The following is an 18536-nucleotide window of genomic DNA, read 5'->3' as shown; positions in this document are numbered from 1 at the left end:
AAGAAAATGCGGGGCACCTTCCATCTGGAAGGTGCCCCGCATTTTTGTGCTACCGGGCGCGTCTGTTCAGGGCTCTTCGCGATCGCGGTACCGAACTCGCGGCGGCGGATACGCCGGAAGATCGACTCCGGGTGGGCGGCGGCGAGGGGGCAGCGGCGGCGATACGTCGTCACCCGAAGCGAAGAAGGGCTCCATCCGCTCCTCACGTCTGGGCGACGGAGTGGGCTCGGGCGCCCGGCGGCGACCGTACGACGGGTAGTCGTCGTCTGCCACGGGCCGACTGTCGGGCTGGGGGCGACGCGTAGGCGGTTGGTGCGTGCGATCGACCCTGGGTGGCTGAGGGCTTCTCCGAGGCGGCAGCGGACGCTCGTCCTGGATCGGCTCGCGCCTGGGGGTGCTTCGGTAGGCGGGCTGCTCGTCCACCTCGGGGGCGCGGCGACGCGGGGGCCCGGGGACGGGCGCGTCCGAGACTCTGCGTCGACGCCCGGTCTCGGGTGCGGGTTGTTCTCGCGTGGCAGCCGCAGAGGAGTCACGAGTGGTGGCCGCCGAGCGGCGGGAGCGGGTCGAGCGCGCGGGCCCGGTGGGGCGCTGATTGAGCAGGAAGTATCGGAAGCCACCGATGATCAGCACGACCACGGTTGCGGCCAACATGATCGGAAAGCGGTTGACCAACGGGTACGCGATGTTGATCGCGATATCGCGCAGCGCGGTGCTGTTGTCCTTGCCGATGAGCGTGTGCCCGATCGGCACCGCAGCGAAGAGCAGCAACGGCGGTTGGGCCATCGCGGTGAAGAGTGCTTTGTTCGAAGCGGCAACCACAGCGAAGAGACAGCCCAGGAAGTAGAACGTCGAGAACACCGCGGTGAGCTCTCCGCCGCCTCCGGTGGCATCGATCAGTACGCCGACGGCGGTCACACCGGCAGCAAGCAGGATCACTCCCCACCAGGGCAGGCCGGGGACGGTCACGATGAGCGATCGCTTGTCCAGCGGTACCCCGGAGCGAGCACGTTGGGTTGCAGACACATAACGACATTAGCGGTTCTTGCGTTGTCGGCCGTGTTTGTGCGGGTCGTGGCTGGCGCATTTATCGACGCGATGGCGCGATGGTTTCGGGTTCTTCGCCAAACGAACCGGACGGATTGTGTGCAGGGTCACCGGACGCTCGTGGGTTGGGGCACACCGACGAAGCCGTCAGCGTGGGAGATCGGCGGTGTCGGTGGGCTGCTCTACCGTCGGATTCATGAAGATTCTGCACACCTCCGATTGGCATATAGGTCGCACCTTTCACGGCGTCGATCTGCTGGCCGATCAGGCGAGTGTGCTCAGTTCCATCGCAGATTCCGTCCGCGAACACGGCGTCGACGTCGTGGTCGTGCCCGGTGACATCTACGACCGCTCGATTCCCAGTTCCGACGCGGTCACCGTGTGCAATCGAGGCTTCGAGGCAATCCGGGCGGCGGGGGCGGTCATCGTCGCGACGTCCGGCAATCACGATTCCGCGGTGCGGCTCGGAGCCGGGGCATCCTTTGCCGCTGCCGGCGGCTTGCACCTGATCACTCGCGTCGGCCAGATCGGTACTCCGGTGATGCTGAGCGATCAGTTCGGGCCCGTCGCCTTTTATGGGATTCCGTACCTCGAGCCGGAGATCACGCGCGTCGAGTTGGACGTGCCCCGGGCTCGTACTCATTCCGACATCCTCGGAGCGGCCATGTCGCGTGTTCGGCGAGATCTCGCCGAACGAACGGCTGCCGACCCCGCGACTCGATCGGTATTGCTCGCCCATGCCTTCGTCGTGGGCGGTGAGGCCTCCGAATCGGAACGCTCCATCTCGGTCGGCGGAGTGGAGACCGTCGCAGTGGGCGAGTTCGACGGCGTCGACTATGTCGCCCTCGGACACCTGCATTCTCCGCAGATGCTCTCGGAGAGTGTGCGGTACTCAGGTTCACCGTTGCCGTATTCGTTCGGTGAGCGCAGCCACCGCAAGGCTGCGCTTTTGATCGAACTCGACGCAGCCGGTCTGTCGTCGGTGCAGCGCCTCGATCTTCCGGTGATTCGAGGGCTGAGCCAGGTGACGGGAACTCTCGAGGAACTTCTCACCGAGTCGAAGTACGCCGATTCCGAGCAGTGCTACGTCTCCGCTTTGCTCACCGACCCGGTTCGTCCCGTCGATGCCATGAGGCAGCTCCAGGCACGTTTCCCCTTTGCCGTTCACCTCGAATGGCAAAGGCCGGAAGGACAATCGGATCTCAAGTATCGCGACGCGGTACGGGGTCGAACCGACATGGAGATCGCCCGTGGCTTTGTCTCGGCCGTGCGTAGTGACCCGTCCGAGCGGGAGGTCACGTTGATGGCCGAAGCGCTCAGCGCTGCCGCGCGCGCCGAGGAGTCCACGGTAGAACTGAGTGAAACCGCGTGAGGCTGCACAAACTCGAAGTCAGCTCTTTCGGGCCCTTCGCCGACACGGTCGAAGTCGACTTCGACCGTTTGGGTGCAGACGGGCTGTTCCTTCTGCACGGTGACACCGGGGCAGGCAAGACCACGATCCTCGACGCGGTTGCGTTTGCCCTGTACGGGCGGGTGCCGGGTGCGCGCAACGAGGGCAAACGGCTACTGTCCGATCACGCGCCCGCCGGTTCGGTGCCGCGCGTGGAACTCGAAGCGACCATCAGTGGTCGCAGAATCAAACTTGTTCGTAGTCCAGAGTATTCGCGCCCGAAGAAGCGTGGCACCGGTTCGATCACAGAGAATGCAAAGGCCACACTGACGTGGTTGGACGGCCGCGGCGAGAATCTTTCGCGCATCCCTGACATCGGTGACGAGATCAACCGCCTCATGGGCATGAGCGCTGATCAGTTCTTCCAGGTGGTGCTCTTGCCGCAGGGTGAGTTCGCCAAATTCCTGCGTGCCGAGAGTGACGAGCGAGGCAAACTGCTCGAGCGTCTGTTCGACACCAAGCGTTTTGTCTCCGTCGAGGCATGGTTCGACGCCAAGCGAAAGGCAAGTGCGACCGCGCTCGCGGCAAGGGAGCAATCCGTGCGGCTGCTGCTCGCGAAGGTCGAGACAGCTGCGGGACTCGAGGTAGGCGCCGAGGCACACCCACTGGAATGGTCGCGCAAACTCCTCGCCGAGGCTCAGGACACCCGCGATACAAGTCTTGCGGAGCTGGTGACCGCGAAAGATGCAGCAGCCGAGGCTAATCGGGTGCTCACCGTTGCGCAGCGAACCTCAGATCTGGTCGCTCGCCGTAATCGTGCGACCACTGAACTCGCAGCATTCAATACGGGCGCCGCCCAAAGAGCTGTGATCGGCGCTGAACTCGAGACCGCCAAGCGCGCACTGCCTGTGGCCGCTGTCGCCGGCGATGTGGACGCTGCCGGCTTGCACCTCGCTGCCGCACTCGAATCGATGACCGCAGCGATGTCGACCTACTCCGCAACGGGCGGTCCGGAGATTTTCGTGCCGGAGGTGTGGCCACCCACCGACGACGAGCGTCAACGCGTCGTAGCTCGGATCCGGACCTGGCGTGACGAGATCGTTCGCCTGGACGCAATGGCGGAGGATGCTCGCAGAGCCGATGCGGCAGAAGCCGAGATCGAGAAACTCGGAGTTCGGCGAGACGCTCTGTCCGAGCGCATCGATGCCATCGCGGTTGAACGCACTCAACTGCCAGAAATGGTGCGCTCGGCCGGCCAACGACTGGAGGATGCGCAACGCGCGCACGCGGCTCTGCCCGGCCTCGAAGCTGCACTGGCCAAAGCATCGGATGCTGCGGCAGCGGCTCATGAATTCGTCTCTCTGCGTGCGCAAGCCGAGAAGATTCGTGTGCAGGTGTTGGATGCGCGCGACGCCCATCAGAGTGCTCGCGGGCGCTGGCTCGACCTCGTGCAGAAGCGTATCGAGGGCATGGCTGCGGAGTTGGCGAGTTCACTCGCGCCCGGTGACCCATGCCAGGTGTGTGGTTCGCGTGAACACCCTGCGCCGGCGCAGTCTGATGTCGTGACGGTCACCGAGCCCGATCTGGAAGTCGCGTCCGCAGCCGAGCGTGCGGCCGAGAAAGCCCTGAGCAAGGTAGTCGACCGCCAGGTAACCGTCGACCGTGACATCGACCGGGTGATCGCCCGCGGCGGGGACGGCGACGTCGCAGAACTCGACAGGCTCCGCGCCGCGGCTCGGAACGCCGTTGACGAGGCGACCCACTCTGCCGGTCAGGTTGGAGGGTTGGCCGACAAGCTCGGGCATCTCAACGAGCGTGACGGCGAGCTGCAACAGGAATCCGCTTCTCTGACGGCCGAATTGGCGGCACTGACCGAGCGTACGACGACTCTGTCGGCCACGGTCGAGCAGATTCGAGCGGCGATCGTCGCTGCGGTGGGAGAAGATTCGACCATCGCTGCTCAGCGCTCGCGGTTCGAAAGGCTTGCCTCCGCTGCCTCGGCGGCGTCTGAGATGCGTGACGACGCCGTTCGTGCGCAGGCGCGATCGGCGGAACTGTCGACCAAACTGGCCGCTGCGGCGGCCGCTGCTGGATTCGATTCGGTCGAGGCTGCGATCGAAGGGGTGAGATCGCCGGCCCGAATCGCAGCGATCGAAACGGAACTCGCCAAAGCACGCGACCTCGAGGTGGCCGCTCGGACGGTCCTCGACGACCCCGAGGTCGTTGCGGTGAGCGAAGTCGAGACAGTCGACGTCGACGGTCCTCGCGAGCGTGCTCTTCAGTGCGCCGAGGTGGTGAACTCGGCTGTTGCAGCTGCTTCCCTGGCCGAGAACCGTGTGTCGGATCTCGAACGGTTCAGCGGACAACTCGAGAAAGCATACGAAGCGGTTGCACCTGAGCGGGAACTGCACGACGAACTCGCTGGCCTCGCCGACGTGATCGCCGGCAAAGGTCAGAACAGTCGCAAGATGTCGCTGCGAGCGTATGTGCTCGCGTCGCGGTTGGAAGAGATCGCCGTGTCGGCATCGGTTCGGCTGCAGCGGATGTCCGGGGGCAGATACGAGTTCGTGCACAGTGACGAGGCAGGTTCTCGGGGTCGCCGCGGCGGTCTGGGGCTCGACATCCGGGACGACTTCACGGGTGTCGTTCGCTCGGCGAAGACGCTCTCGGGCGGTGAATCATTCTTGGCGTCGTTGTCTTTGGCCCTCGGAGTTGCCGATGTGGTTGCGGCGGAGTCCGGCGGAATCGTTCTCGACACGATGTTCATCGACGAAGGATTCGGCACTCTCGACGCCGACACCCTCGACTCGGTGATGGCTGTGTTGGACGAGCTTCGCGACGGTGGACGAGTGGTGGGCATCGTCAGTCACGTGGACGAGATGAGGCAGCGAATCCCGAGTCGCCTGCACGTCATTCGCGGACGTGCAGGCTCCTCGGTGAAGGTGATCGCGGGCTGATCAGGCCTTTTTGTTCTCTACCTCTGACTCGGCGTCGTCGTCTTGATCCTCGAGGATGTCCGACGCATCGCCGGCGGGCATCGGCTCGTTGTCGCTTGCGCGTTCGTCGATCTGCTCGCCGATGTACCGGATGACAACTGCTGCCACAGCGGCGACGGGCACTGCGAGGAAGGCGCCGACGATGCCGTACAGCGAGCTACCGGCGGCCACGGCAAGCAGCACGATGACGGCGTGGAGTTTCATCGACTTGCTCTGCAGCACAGGCTGAAGGACGTTTCCTTCGATCTGCTGAACGGCCAGGATGATGATCAACACGATGATGGCGGTGGTGAGACCGTTTGCCACCAGCGCAACCAACACGGCCAGGGCGCCGGCGACAAAGGCACCGACGATCGGGATGAAGCCACCGATGAACGTGAGAATTGCCAGCACCGGTGCCAGCGGGACCCCGAGTATCAGCAATCCGGCGCCGATGAAGACCGCGTCGATCAGACTCACCAGTGCTTGTGTCCTGATGAATCCGCCGAGCGTGTCCCACATGCGGGTGAGGACCTCTTCGAGATGCCGACCGGCACGGCCGCCGCCGACAGCGTGGAGCCAGGGGATGAACCTCGGTCCGTCCTTGATGAAGAAGAAAGCGAGAATCAGGACCAAACCGAGCGTGACCAACAACGAGCTCGCTGTGCTCACGCCGCTGAAAACGCCTGAAGCGATGGCGGTTCCACTTTCCTGCACCTTGGTGATGACGGCATGGACGGCGTTGTCGATCTGGTCGTCCTTCAGGTTCAGCGGCGGACCCTGGAGCCAGTCCTGAACCTGGTTGATGCCCTCGGTGGTCTTGTTCGCGAGCTCGGGGGCCTGGCTGACCACTGACGGAACGATGCCTGCGATCACACCGGCCAGGATTCCGATCGAGAGCACCAGGGTGATGCCGGCTGCCGCGGCCGGTGGCATACCGCGCTTGATCATGCCGCGGGTCGGCGGCCACATGACTGTCGCAACAACGATAGCCAGAGCCACCGGCAGGATGATGACCCAGAGCTTTTCGATCAGCCAGCCGAAAATCCAGGCGCCCAGCGAAATCGACGCCAACACCAACGACCATTTTGCGAGCCACATACCCCCTTGCCCGATGATCTCGCCGCGGTCGCGCTTGCGCACCCCTGCGGACGTCCCCTTGTCTTGCTCGCTCACTGATCGTCCTTTCCGTCGGCGCAGGGATCTCCTCGCCGATGTGCGAATCCGGTGATCTAGCTGAGCTGATCGTAACGACTGCATGCGATAACTCGTGTGTTGCGCTGCAATACTGTGTTTTGAAGCATGCTGATCGGACTAACATTTCCGTCATGAGAATCGCAGCAGCAGTCGGGGCAGCAGCAATCGTCGTTCTCGGGCTCACCGCGTGTAGCACCGAGGATCAGGACAACGCGCAGAACAAGATCAGCGAGGCAGTCACGAGCGGGCAACAGGCGCTCGAGACGGCGAAACAGTCAGCGGGCAACGCCATCGATCAGGGCAAGACGGCGCTGTTCGTCGCCACGTTCCGTGGGGCTTACGCACCGTTGGCGGAGAACCGCGACGACGCAGACATCGAGGAGATCTTGACGACCACGTGTACCGAGGTCGCCAACGGCACGGGCGAGGCGGAGGTCAAGACCAAGATCACCGACCTGGCCGAGAACAACGGCAACAAGCCCACCGACGAGCAGGCCGGCCACATTTACGAACTCGCGAAGGCCACCTGCCCCTGACCGGATTCAGCAGCAGCGGGCGCCTGGGTTGGCGTCGGTTGCTGCGTGACGGCGGCGCCAGAACTCTCGTTCGCTGATCACCGGTGAGTCGGCGTGGTGGCGTCGGGTGTGCTCGACGTAGCGCTGATAGTCGAGATCACCCATCACCGAGCGAACCCACCACAGCGTTCCGCGGAACGCTGTGGTGAGTTTTGCCGTCATGGTCGCCGTCGTCATGGTCAGTGCCCACCTCCGTGTGCGGCGCCGGGCGCCCGGACTTTCCCGGCTTTGATCAGCTCGTCCCATTCTTTCTGGATTTCCTTCTCCGCGGGCGTCGGAATGAAGCTGGCGGGTCCGAAGATTTTCGACGGTTCTTCCGGGGACTCGGTGGTCGGCAGCCCGCCCGCTCGGATTGCCTTGGCACATACGATGATCCCGGCGATGACCACGACGATCACCAGTGACGCGAAGATGATCGACAACGTGCCCTGGATGAAGGTGTTGCGAATGACGGCATCGATGGCCTCCGGAGTCTTCGCGGAACCGTGCGCCGTCTCGCCGGCAGCCTTCGCGTCCTTGAACACGTTGTGCTGAGCCCAGTACCCGATCGCGGGGTTGTCGGAGAAGATCTTCTGGTACGACGCGGTCATGGTTACGACCAGGTCCCACACCAGCGGCACGCCGGGAATCCAGGCCCATTTGAACAGGCCCTTCTTCATGACGATCGTCATGACCACCGTCAGTGCGATCGCGGCGAGTAGCTGGTTGGCGATGCCGAAGAGCGGGAAGAGTGTGTTGATTCCGCCCAGCGGATCGGTGACACCCATGAGCAGAATCGCGCCCCAGGCAGCGACGACGATCAGCGAGCACAGCCACGCGCCGATGCGCCACGACGGGTCCTTGAACTTCTTCGCCGGACCGCCGAAGTTGCCGAGCGAGTCGGAGAGCATGAATCGAGCGACGCGGGTGCCGGCATCGATCGTGGTGAGGATGAAGAGCGCCTCGAACATGATCGCGAAGTGGTACCAGAACGATTTCAGCGAGTCGCCGCCGAAGACGTCGCTGAGCACTTCGGACATTCCGAACGCGAGCGTCGGGGCGCCGCCGGTTCGCGAGATGATCGATTCTTCGCCGACGGCCTCGGCTGCCTGAGTCAGCACGTCCGGTGTGATGGGGGCAGTGCCGAGGGGCAGATTGTTGACGTATTCGGCTGCGGTTTCCGGTGTTCCACCGGTCAGTGCCGCGGGAGCGTTGAGTGCGAAGTACAGGTGCTGATCGAGGATGCAGGCGGTGACCAGAGCCATGATCGCGACAAACGATTCGGTCAGCATGCCGCCGTACCCGATCATCTTGGTCTGGCTTTCCTTCTCGAGCAGCTTTGGCGTCGTACCGGACGCGATCAGTGCGTGGAAGCCCGAGAGTGCGCCACAGGCAATGGTGATGAACAGGAACGGGAACAGTGAACCGGCAAAGGCCGGGCCTTCGCCGTTGGAGGCGAATGGCGTCACTGCCGGCATGTTCAGAGCGGGTCGTGCGACCAGAATTCCGATGGCCAGCAGCGCGATGGTGCCGACCTTCATGAACGTCGACAGGTAGTCGCGCGGTGCCAGGAGCAGCCAGACTGGCAGCACCGATGCGGCGAATCCGTACGCGATCATCAGCCACGCGATGGTGACCTTCGAGAGTGTGAACCAGTCTGCGCCCCAACCGGTATCGGCAACCCATCCGCCGGAGACGATGGCCAGGAGAAGCAGGACGACGCCGATCAGGGAGACCTCGGAAACCTTGCCCGGCCGCAGATACCGCAGGTACACGCCCATGAACAGCGCGATGGGGATGGTCATCGCGATCGAGAACACTCCCCACGGGGACTCGGCGAGCGCATTGACGACCACAAGTCCGAGCACCGCGATGAGGATGATCATGATGACGAACACGCCGATCAGTGCGGCGACGCCGCCGACAAGGCCGAGTTCTTCGCGGGCCATCTGACCGAGGCTGCGCCCGCGGCGCTTCGACGAGATCCACAGGACCATGAAGTCCTGCACCGCCCCGGCGAACACGACGCCGACGATGATCCAGATCGTTCCCGGAAGATATCCCATCTGCGCGGCCAACACGGGTCCGACCAGGGGACCGGCACCGGCGATTGCCGCGAAGTGGTGACCGAACAGCACCCGACGGTCGGTCGGCATGTAGTCGGCGCCGTTCTCCATGATTTCGGCGGGAGTTGCGACGTCGTCGCGGGGCTTGACGATCTTGCGTTCGATCAACCGCGCATAGAAGCGGTAGGCGATCAGATAGGTACAGATTGCGGCCAACACGAACCACACAGCGCTGATGTGTTCACCGCGGACGATCGCAATCATGTACCAGGCGCCCGCGCCGACCAGTCCGAGAACAAGGAAGACGACGCGCGCAGTCGTGGAGATGGGTGTTTTGTCGATGACGCCGACAGGTGGCAGGTCAGGATCGGTTTTCAGGTACTCGACATTTGGTTCCGGCGCAGTCGTCAAGCTCATCGTCGAACTCCGTCCACTAGTGCACGTGTGGCCGCCGTCACAGCGGGCCATCTGTCACTGTAGGACCAGGAGGGTGAATCCGCGCGATCTGAAACGCGGGAGTCGACCGACGTCAGAATCGGTGAGCGTCGGCGTCGATCCAATCGGTGAGCCAGCTCTGCGGCGGGGAGTCGAGCAGTTCGCCCGGCATCAGCCAGTCGAACAGGTCGGCATAGGTGCGAGTGGTGAGACCGTCGACGCGGCGGTTGAGCATTCCCGGTTGCAGTTGGTCGAAGGAATCGATGCCCATCGACGCGATCATCTGTTGCGCGCTGGCGACGGTTGCCTTCTGGAATCGGTAGACGCGCTCGCTCTTGTCGGGGATGTCGAGTGCGCGGGTGCGTGCCGGATCCTGAGTGGCAACGCCGACCGGGCAGCGGTTGGTGTGGCACATCTGGGCCTGAATACAGCCCACTGCGAACATCATTGCGCGGGCCGCCATCGTGAAGTCTGCGCCCTGGATGATGCGTTTGACGATGTCGGAACCGCTCGCCACCTTTCCGGAAGCGCCGACTTTCACGAGAGGGCGCAAACCAGTTCCCACCAGAGCGTTGTGCACCAGCATCAGGCCCTCGGTCAACGGCATGCCCATGTGGTCCTCGAACTCCACCGGACCTGCGCCGGTGCCGCCTTCGGAACCGTCCACGATGATGAAGTCGGGCGTGATACTGCGTTCGATCATCGCCTTGCAGATTCCGAGGAATTCACGACGCGAGCCGACACACAGTTTCATCCCGACCGGCTTGCCTCCCGACAGTTTTCGCAGGGTCGCGATGAAATCGACCAGTTCGACCGGGGTGCTGAACGCGGTGTGCGCGGGTGGCGAAATCACGGTCTGGCCGACGGGTACCCCGCGGGTTTCGGCGATTTCGGGGGAGACCTTGACTCCGGGAAGCACGCCACCCAACCCGGGTTTCGCACCTTGCGAGAGCTTGATCGAAATGGCCTTCACCTGATCGAGTCCGGCACGCTCGGCAAAACGGTCAGGATCGAATCGGCCGTCCTCGGTTCGGCATCCGAAGTATCCCGAGGCGATTTCCCAGATCAGATCGCCGCCGTGTTTGCGGTGATACGGACTGATCGCGCCTTCGCCGGTGTCGTGGGCGAAGCCGCCTTTGGCGGCGCCGGCGTTGAGGGCTTCGATTGCGTTGGCGGACAACGACCCGAAGCTCATCGCGGAGACGTTCAGGAGAGCGATGTCGTACGGCTTCGTGCAATCGCGTCCGCCGAGGCGAACTCGGGGAACGGTGTCGGGGGCGGTCCGTGCGCGAATCGAATGCGTCATGAACTCGTAGCCGATCGCATTGACGTCGCGCTCGGTCCCGAAGGGCTCTTCCGCCAGTGTTCCCTTTGCCCGCTCGTAAACCAGATCTCGCGTTTCGCGATCGAATGGCATTCCATCGGTGGATGATTCGACGAAGTACTGCTGGATCTCCGGTCGAATCTTCTCGAGGAGGAATCGCGCGTGCCCCAGGACCGGATAGTTACGGAGGATGCTGTGGGACTTCTGAGTGAGGTCGTAGGTGCCCATGGCCGCCAGCGCGAGTGTGACGACAGCGATCACCCACCATCCGGGCGAGGCGACAATTGCGAGCGCGGCGGTGCCGAGACCCACTATCCATATCAAGAGCACGATCAGCATCCGAGTCACCTCGAGAGCGTAGGCGCTCACTGTGACACGGCAGCGGTAAGTCTCCACTAGGTTCTGCGATAGAGAACCGAATCCGACTCTTTGGGGGAATGATGACCGAACCGCAATATCCGACCGACCCGCAGGATCCGAAGGAGCAGCAGTATCCGGCGGGCCAGCAGTATTCAGCCGGTCAGCAATATTCAGCAGGCCAGGAATATCCGACGGGCCAGCAGTACCCGACCGACCCGCAGTACTCAGCCGGACAGCAGTATCCGACCGGTCAGCAGTACAGCGCAGCCCAGCAGTACAGCGCTGCTCCCACGTACGCGGCGCCTCAGTACGGTCCGCCGAAGTCCAACGCGGGATGGGCCGTCGCGTCGATCATCTTCTTCTGGCCTATCGCGTTCGCCGCGTTCAACCATCTCCACGACATCTACCCGAAGTGGGCGATGGGCGATCACCAGGGCGCGCAGTACGCGTCCGAGCGGGTGAAGAAGCTCGGGCAGATTTCGCTCCTGATAGCCGTCATCTGCTGGGTGCTGTTCATCGCGTTCTACGTGATCTTCCTGGTTGCGATCGTGTCGTCCGTCGATTCGTATACCTACAACTGATCACCTGCCGCGACGTGACGGTGGGGCGAGTACCCGTCACGTCGCCGCGAGGCCGTAGAATCCACAGACCGTGAGCCTTACCCTCGGAATCGTCGGACTGCCCAACGTCGGCAAGTCCACCCTTTTCAATGCACTGACCAACAACGACGTGTTGGCAGCGAACTACCCGTTCGCGACCATCGAACCCAACGTCGGTCTGGTCGAGCTGCCCGATCCGCGGCTGCAGAAGCTCGCCGAGATCTTCGGCTCCGAGCGCATCCTCCCCGCGACCGTGTCGTTCGTCGACATTGCCGGCATCGTCAAGGGAGCGTCCGAGGGCGCAGGTCTGGGCAACAAGTTCCTGGCCAACATTCGTGAAGCGGACGCCATCTGCCAGGTAGTTCGCGTCTTCGCCGACGACGACGTCATCCACGTCGACGGCAAGGTCGACCCGGCCTCCGATATCGAGGTCATCGAGACCGAGCTCGTGATCGCCGACATGCAGACTCTCGAGAAGGCTCTCCCGCGTCTGGACAAGGAAGCTCGCAAGAACAAGGAGCTCAAGCCGGCCCACGACGAGGCACTCAAGGCTCAGGCATTCCTCAACGAGGGCACGACGCTCTTCAGCGTCAAGGACAAGCTCGATTTCTCGTTGCTGCGTGAGCTGAGCCTGCTCACCACCAAGCCCTTCCTGTACGTCTTCAACGCCGACGAGTCGGTGCTCACCGACGAGGCGAAGATCGCGGAATTGCGCGCTTCCGTCGCTCCGGCCGACGCCGTGTTCCTCGACGCGAAGGTCGAGCAGGAACTGCTCGAGCTGGACGAGGAAGATCGCCAGGAAATGCTCGACTCGATCGGTCAGACCGAGCCCGGCCTGCACGCTCTCGCGCGCACCGGCTTCCACACCCTCGGACTGCAGACTTACCTGACGGCTGGTCCGAAGGAAGCTCGCGCCTGGACGATCCACAAGGGTGACACCGCGCCCCAGGCTGCCGGCGTCATTCACACCGACTTCGAGCGCGGCTTCATCAAGGCTGAAATCGTGTCCTTCGACGACCTCGTCGAGGCCGGTTCCATGGCCGCGGCCAAGGCTGCCGGCAAGGTCCGCATGGAGGGCAAGGAATACGTCATGGCCGACGGCGATGTGGTGGAGTTCCGCTTCAACGTCTAAATCCGCGGCTTCTGGTCGTCACCCCACGGGCATCTCGCTGAGCGTCCGACGGGTGACGAACCGCCGCGCTTTCCCCGACAACGGGTCGGTGAATTCGAGTTCCCTCGCGAGCAATTGGAGTGGGAGGGAATGATCGTCCGGCGCGTCGGGCAGCAGGTCGGGGTATCGCCGGTCGCCCAGGATCCCGGCGCCGAGAGCTGCCAGGTGCACTCGCAACTGGTGCATCCGTCCGGACTGCGGACGTAGAACCGTGTGCAGCACAGCACGTCCGGAGGCACTCACGCCCGTCCCTCGCGCCTCGATCATGGTCTCGGAGTTGGGTTCACGGCTGTCGTCGACGACGACTCGCAACTCGCCGCGTCGAGCTTCGATGTGGTTGCGGTAAACGAGAGGGACGTCGAGCGCTGGTGCATCCCGGCCCCGCCGGGTCGGTCGCGCCGACACCGCCTCGTAGACCTTCGTGACCTGACGCTTCTCGAACAGTGACTGGTACGCGCCGCGCGTCGCGGGGCGGGCCGAGAACATCACCACTCCTGCGGTGCCGCGGTCGAGTCGATGGATCGGGGTCAGATCTGGGTTGTCGAGACGAACCCGCAGGCGGATGAGCGCCGACTCACGCAGGTATCGCCCGCTCGGAGTGGTCGGGAGAAAATGTGGCTTGTCGATGACGACGAGATCGTCGTCGGTGTGCAGGATCTCCTCGTGGAACGGCACCGGGTCCTCCGCCGGCAACTCACGGTAGTACCAGACGAACCGGTGCGCGCTGAGTTCTGTGTTCAGGCAGATCGAGTGGCCGTCGGTATCCACGAACTCGCCGTCGTCGAACCGCCGATACAGGTTCTCGGCGTCCAGATGGTCGAACTTGGCTACGACGTACTCGGCGATCGTCGCCCACGGCCCAGAGAGCGGGATGCGTAGGCGCGTCGGGCCAACCCCGTTCTTGACGGGCAGCGGTGGGGACATGGACACGCAGGTCATCATCCCATCGACTACTGGTCAGCGGTGATTCGGTGTGGCCTCGACGGGGACGTCCCCGCGGGGACGCGGAAACCGAACTCACAGCGGTGGTCGGTGTAGATCGTCTACTCGAAAATCAGTGGCGCGGAAGAGATGCGGGCCCGTATGGTTCGGCAGAGAAAGATCGCAGTCGAAAAGCACTGCGGGCCATACCTTCTGTAGCTCAATTGGTGAGAGCACCCGACTGTGACTCGGGCGACGGCGGATCGTAACCGCCCAGAGGGACCAGCTCAGATACGGTTGAGGTCGGGCCTCTAGGCGCAGAGGCCGGCGGCCCTTTGCCTGCACAGTTGTCGAACGAGCCTGAGCCGGTATTCCCTGAATCGCCGGACCGCATTCCAGTCACCCGCCATTTCCGCGTCGGCAAGTAGGTATTCGCAGTTGTCCAACTGATCCTTCAAAGACATCATCAGAATTCACCTCCGATCACCCGAGCAAGTACCTGTCCAGGATGCGGCCGACGGGACCCCGGGGACATCGGCCGTAGTACCTGTTCAGGTACCTGCTTCGGTGCGCGGTGGAGGCTACTTCTTGACCGCAGGTGCAGGTAGTGGCATGCCTCGCTCGGCCAGAACGGCTCGGAGACGATCGGGGTAGTCGGTGATGATCCCGTCGACACCGAGGTCGATCAGGGCGTGCATGGTGGCGGGATCATCGACGGTCCACGGGATGACCTTCATGCCACGCGCATGTGCGCTCGCGATCATGTCGGCTGTCGGATAGAGGGTGAAACCGGGATCCCCGACCTTTCCGCCCTGCGGAGTTCCTTGGACGGGGGAGTAGGCGGAGGCACCAAAGGTTGCTACCGCCGCGATGCCGTCGCCACCGAAATCATCGATGTCCAGACCGCCGAGCCACGGTGACGCTCCGTCCTTGCCTACCTGGAGAAAGTCGCCGTTTGTGAGCGCAACGACGGGGACACTCGGCGCGAGTTGACGGGTGAGCATGAGCGAGCCCCAGTCGAAGCTCTGAATGGTGACGCTGTCCAACAATCCGGCTGCCCGGATCGTATCGAGGACTACAGAGACGAACTGCTCACGCGGGGCGGTCTCGTGAGGCGCTCCCGCTTCCACCTTGGTCTCGATGTTGAGCTTGATTCCGGGTGCGTTGTACGACTTCACCAGGGCAAGCACTTCTTCGAGCGTCTGCATTTTCGCTCCCGGAACATTCTGCTGTTCAGGGTATCCGGCAAGGGGGAGAGTGCCGCAGTCCATGGTCTTGATCTGCTGCAGGCTCAGCGTGTTGACGAATTTGCCGACGTACGGGAACTCCGGGTCACCCGCAGTTGCGGGCTCGGTGTCGAGGCATTTCTTGTTCGAGATCTTACGATCGTGCGTGACGACAGCGATCCCGTCCTCGGTGATCTGGGTATCGAGTTCGAGTGTGCTGACGCCCATTTCGAGGGCATTCGCGAACGCGGCCAGGCTGCTTTCCGTGTACAGGCCGAGCCCGCCGCGGTGGGCTTGGACGTCGAACGTCGAAACCGGCTGGGGTGCTGAACTACCGAACGAACCGGACCAGTCGAGACTGCCGGTTGGCGATGCGCCGGCCGGGGCCGCCAGGGCGGTGAGGGGGAGTGCGACGGTCACGGCGGCACACGACAATATTCTGCTCAGTTGCATGAAAGGAACGTAGAGGCGTCGAATGGCTCCCCGGGGTTCGTTAGGTAAACTAACGGTAAAGGTCAGGCCGCGTGAATGCGCTGCCCGACGCCGCTCGCGTGGACCTTCATCCACGACGCCAGAAGCTCACACCCGGTCAGTCCGCTCTCGTCGAGAGGTTCGATCGCGTAGCTGATGTGTCTACCGCCGCGAGGGTTCTTGAGCTGAAATCGGTTCAGGTTCAACTTCGTCGGCAGGTAACCAAGTACTTCGAGGAACGCGGTGCGAATACGTCGTAGATCGGTACGCCACTGTTTCGGACTGAAACGAGTCTTCTGCGCATTCTGGAAAGCATTGCTACGAAGTAGTTCCCAAACCTTTCCTGCCCACACGCGTGCCTGCGAGAAGGACATCCAGCGCGTCAAGTCTGCGATGTCGCGAATGTAGCTGTCGTCGCTGGCATTACAGATCATGTCCTGCGGGTGCCCGATCCACTTGACCGGAATCCACGGCTGGATCTCGGGTCCGTCGCCGGCAACTCCGTGTCCCTCACAACCTTCGATCACGCCTGCCGGTTGTTGAGGATCGGAGATCAGTCCGACTCCGATGATGTTGGCGCGGTTCAGCGTCGGAAGAGCCGAGCGGATCACGGTGCATCCCTGTGAGTATCCGATCAGCATGACCGGGCCGTCTGTCTGTGCGATTTCGGCGGTGAGGGCCTTCACACCCATCGCGGTGCTGTGCCGAAAGCTCAGGCCACCGTCGGCGACCGGACCGTACGATGCGGGATAAGCGACCCAGCGAGAATCGAATCGACTGTCGAGTTCGTCTGTGACGGCACTGAGGAGTCCGCGCACACGGGCGCCGTGGTCGCCGACGTGGGATTCGCCGGTGCCGCCAACTGCAAGAACGGTTACCTCAGCCATGTCAGCGATCATCCACGTCGATTCTGAGAGGTCTGCATCCAAACCCTGAGAAGAGACTGGCAATCCGTTGTACTGCGAAATCGTTATCGAGCGAGCACCATTTACCCATGACGACGCCGAATCGTTCATCCAGACGAAAAGTGTCCGTTGTCGGTGCGGGAAGCGTCGGCACCGCAATTGCGTATGCGTGCCTGATACGCGGATCGGCCGACGCGCTCGCCCTCTACGACACCAACAGCGCAAAGGTCCGGGCCGAAGTTCTCGATCTCAACCACGGCACCCAGTTCACACCGCCGTGCACTGTCGACGGAGGCGATGACATCTCGGTCACCGCGGGATCCGACTTGGTCGTCGTCACCGCGGGCGCCAAACAGCATCCCGGTCAGTCGCGGCTCGAACTTGCCGCGGTGAACGTCAAGATCGCGCAGACACTGACCGAACAACTGTTGGCGGTGTCACCGGACGCGGTCCTTCTCTTCGTCACCAACCCGGTCGACGTGGCGACCTACGCAGCGATCCAGGCCGCGGGACCGTCGTACCGCGGCCGAATTTTCGGATCTGGGACCGTGCTGGACACGGCCCGATTGCGATTCCTGCTGGCTACCGAACTCGGAGTCGCGGTGGAGAACGTTCATGCCTTCATCGTGGGCGAGCACGGGGATTCCGAGATTCCGCTCTGGTCGAGCGCAACCATCGGCGGAGTGCCGGCAACCTCGTTCGTGGGACCGTCGGGTGGCGTCCTCGGCCCCGACCTACGCGCGAAAGTAGCGAAGTCTGTAGTCGAGAGTGCTTACGAGATCATCGAGGGTAAGGGTGCGACCAACCTCGCCATCGGATTGTCGAGCGCATTCATCGCGGAAGTCGTGTTGCGGGACGAACAACGGGTTCTGCCGGTGTCGACTTTGCAGAGCGGCGTCCACGGACTCGAGCACGTTTGCCTGTCCCTTCCCACGATGGTTGGTCGTGCTGGTGCCGGCCGAGTCCTCGAAGTACCGCTATCGGAAAGAGAGGCTTCGGGGCTCCGATCTTCTGCCCGGACATTGCGAGAGGTGCAGGAATCTCTGGGATTGTGAATATCTGTTCTCCTCGATATCCGACATATAGGATCAACAAATGATCAGCTTCCTGATTCGCGCCGCGATCTTCCTGGGTTCTGCCGCTGTCGGGCTTCTTGTTGCGTCGTTGATTCTTTCGGGCTTCTCGGCGCCCACATCCGGGTTCATCGTTGCGGTCGTGATCTTTGCGATTGCGCAGTCGGTCCTGGCGCCGTTCATCGCCACGGTGGCAAAGCGCCATGCACCGGCATTTCTCGGCGGAATCGGATTGGTGTCGACATTTGTCGCGCTGTTGGTGGCGTCGCTCTTCTCCAATCTGTCGATCTCCGGTGTCTCGACGTGGATTCTGGGAACCGTCGTCGTGTGGCTGGTAACCGCCGTTGCGACGCTGGTTCTTCCGTTGTTGTTCGTGCGTAAAAAAGTTCAGGAGAAGAAGGCACAGTGACGCGCCCGAACATCGGTATGGACTACACAGTCCTGGACTGCCCGGATCCGGCCGCATTGGCCAGCTTCTACGTCCAGGTCCTCGAGTGGAAAAGTGTTCGCGACGAGGATGATTGGCACGTGATCGAAGGACCCGGCGGGGAGCGGCTCGCGTTTCAGCTCGCTCCGGATTTCGTTCCGGTGGACTGGCCGACCTCCGGTGTCGGGATCCATCTGGATCTGTTCGTGGATTCTCTCGACCCCGCCGAGGCTTGGGTGACGAACCTTGGAGCGCAGCGGGTGACCGACATTCCGGAGCATCAGACTTTCCGCGTGTACCGCGACCCGGTCGGTCACTATTTCTGCCTGTGCCTGCGGGACTGAGTGTCGACTCGCTCCGATCTCGTCGACCGTGGATAATTCCGAACACTTGTCACG

16 protein-coding genes and 1 tRNA gene are annotated in these 18536 nt (G+C 62.9%); 9 read left to right on the top strand and 8 right to left on the bottom strand.

What is annotated here, in order from left to right; genetic code table 11:
• Positions 1-66: 66 nt before the first annotated feature.
• Entirely contained in the window at positions 67-1023 is a 957-nt protein-coding gene (locus RA302_RS20560) for a DUF6542 domain-containing protein (RefSeq protein WP_042448843.1), read from the bottom strand.
• A gap of 217 nt (positions 1024-1240) precedes the next feature.
• Here RA302_RS20560 and RA302_RS20555 point away from each other — a divergent pair, with 217 nt between their 5' ends.
• Entirely contained in the window at positions 1241-2416 is a 1176-nt protein-coding gene (locus tag RA302_RS20555; RefSeq protein WP_070162411.1) for an exonuclease SbcCD subunit D, read from the top strand.
• Positions 2413-5391, top strand: coding sequence for an SMC family ATPase (locus RA302_RS20550; RefSeq protein WP_338477768.1), 2979 nt, complete (start codon positions 2413-2415; stop codon positions 5389-5391). Before RA302_RS20555 ends, RA302_RS20550 begins: the two co-directional genes overlap by 4 nt.
• Here the strand turns inward: RA302_RS20550 and RA302_RS20545 are convergent, their stop codons facing one another.
• Positions 5392-6585, bottom strand: coding sequence for an AI-2E family transporter (locus RA302_RS20545; RefSeq protein ID WP_003945249.1), 1194 nt, complete (start codon positions 6583-6585; stop codon positions 5392-5394). It lies immediately after the preceding gene.
• A gap of 152 nt (positions 6586-6737) precedes the next feature.
• On the opposite strand from RA302_RS20545, the gene RA302_RS20540 reads away from it, so the two are divergent.
• Positions 6738-7142: a hypothetical protein gene (locus tag RA302_RS20540; RefSeq protein ID WP_007726341.1), complete on the top strand. Its 405-nt coding sequence runs from the start codon at positions 6738-6740 to the stop codon at positions 7140-7142.
• 6 nt (positions 7143-7148) lie between these two features.
• On the opposite strand, the gene RA302_RS20535 is transcribed toward RA302_RS20540, so the two are convergent.
• The 3 genes from RA302_RS20535 to RA302_RS20525 form a co-directional block, all read right to left on the bottom strand.
• Complete coding sequence (locus tag RA302_RS20535) at positions 7149-7358, bottom strand: YbdD/YjiX family protein (protein ID WP_083291716.1); 210 nt, start codon at positions 7356-7358, stop codon at positions 7149-7151.
• A 2-nt stretch (positions 7359-7360) separates the two neighbouring features.
• Entirely contained in the window at positions 7361-9643 is a 2283-nt protein-coding gene (locus tag RA302_RS20530; protein WP_007726338.1) for a carbon starvation CstA family protein, read from the bottom strand.
• 112 nt (positions 9644-9755) lie between these two features.
• Positions 9756-11333: an FMN-binding glutamate synthase family protein gene (locus RA302_RS20525; RefSeq protein WP_070162493.1), complete on the bottom strand. Its 1578-nt coding sequence runs from the start codon at positions 11331-11333 to the stop codon at positions 9756-9758.
• Positions 11334-11422: 89 nt separating this feature from the next.
• Here RA302_RS20525 and RA302_RS20520 point away from each other — a divergent pair, with 89 nt between their 5' ends.
• Positions 11423-11926, top strand: a complete 504-nt coding sequence (locus RA302_RS20520; RefSeq protein ID WP_030536246.1) for a CD225/dispanin family protein — start codon at positions 11423-11425, stop codon at positions 11924-11926.
• Between the two features lie 70 nt (positions 11927-11996).
• Positions 11997-13076: a redox-regulated ATPase YchF gene (gene ychF / locus RA302_RS20515; RefSeq protein ID WP_054188760.1), complete on the top strand. Its 1080-nt coding sequence runs from the start codon at positions 11997-11999 to the stop codon at positions 13074-13076.
• An 18-nt stretch (positions 13077-13094) separates the two neighbouring features.
• On the opposite strand, the gene RA302_RS20510 is transcribed toward ychF, so the two are convergent.
• Positions 13095-14057, bottom strand: coding sequence for a pseudouridine synthase (locus RA302_RS20510; protein ID WP_070162385.1), 963 nt, complete (start codon positions 14055-14057; stop codon positions 13095-13097).
• A 188-nt stretch (positions 14058-14245) separates the two neighbouring features.
• Here RA302_RS20510 and RA302_RS20505 point away from each other — a divergent pair.
• Positions 14246-14321: transfer RNA gene (locus RA302_RS20505), tRNA-His, on the top strand.
• Between the two features lie 296 nt (positions 14322-14617).
• Here the strand turns inward: RA302_RS20505 and RA302_RS20500 are convergent.
• Positions 14618-15682, bottom strand: a complete 1065-nt coding sequence (locus RA302_RS20500; RefSeq protein ID WP_042921042.1) for a glycerophosphodiester phosphodiesterase family protein — start codon at positions 15680-15682, stop codon at positions 14618-14620.
• Positions 15683-15777: 95 nt separating this feature from the next.
• Positions 15778-16620: a PE-PPE domain-containing protein gene (locus RA302_RS20495; RefSeq protein ID WP_037126338.1), complete on the bottom strand. Its 843-nt coding sequence runs from the start codon at positions 16618-16620 to the stop codon at positions 15778-15780.
• A 107-nt stretch (positions 16621-16727) separates the two neighbouring features.
• Between RA302_RS20495 and RA302_RS20490 the strand changes: the two genes are divergently transcribed.
• The 3 genes from RA302_RS20490 to RA302_RS20480 are packed head-to-tail and all read left to right on the top strand — an operon-like array spanning position 16728 to position 18482.
• Positions 16728-17693 (top strand): L-lactate dehydrogenase, encoded by a 966-nt coding sequence (locus RA302_RS20490; RefSeq protein ID WP_037132004.1) that lies wholly within the window; start codon positions 16728-16730, stop codon positions 17691-17693.
• 40 nt (positions 17694-17733) lie between these two features.
• On the top strand, positions 17734-18120 hold the full coding sequence (locus RA302_RS20485) for a phage holin family protein (RefSeq protein WP_003945275.1): 387 nt from the start codon (positions 17734-17736) through the stop codon (positions 18118-18120).
• Complete coding sequence (locus tag RA302_RS20480) at positions 18117-18482, top strand: VOC family protein (RefSeq protein WP_042448820.1); 366 nt, start codon at positions 18117-18119, stop codon at positions 18480-18482. Before RA302_RS20485 ends, RA302_RS20480 begins: the two co-directional genes overlap by 4 nt.
• Positions 18483-18536 lie beyond the last annotated feature (54 nt).

Origin of the sequence: Rhodococcus sp. DN22 (assembly GCF_036669995.1) — a bacterium.
In the GTDB taxonomy this organism is placed as follows: Bacteria; Actinomycetota; Actinomycetes; order Mycobacteriales; family Mycobacteriaceae; genus Rhodococcus_F; species Rhodococcus_F erythropolis.
This window is presented reverse-complemented; position numbering and strand designations above follow the sequence as displayed.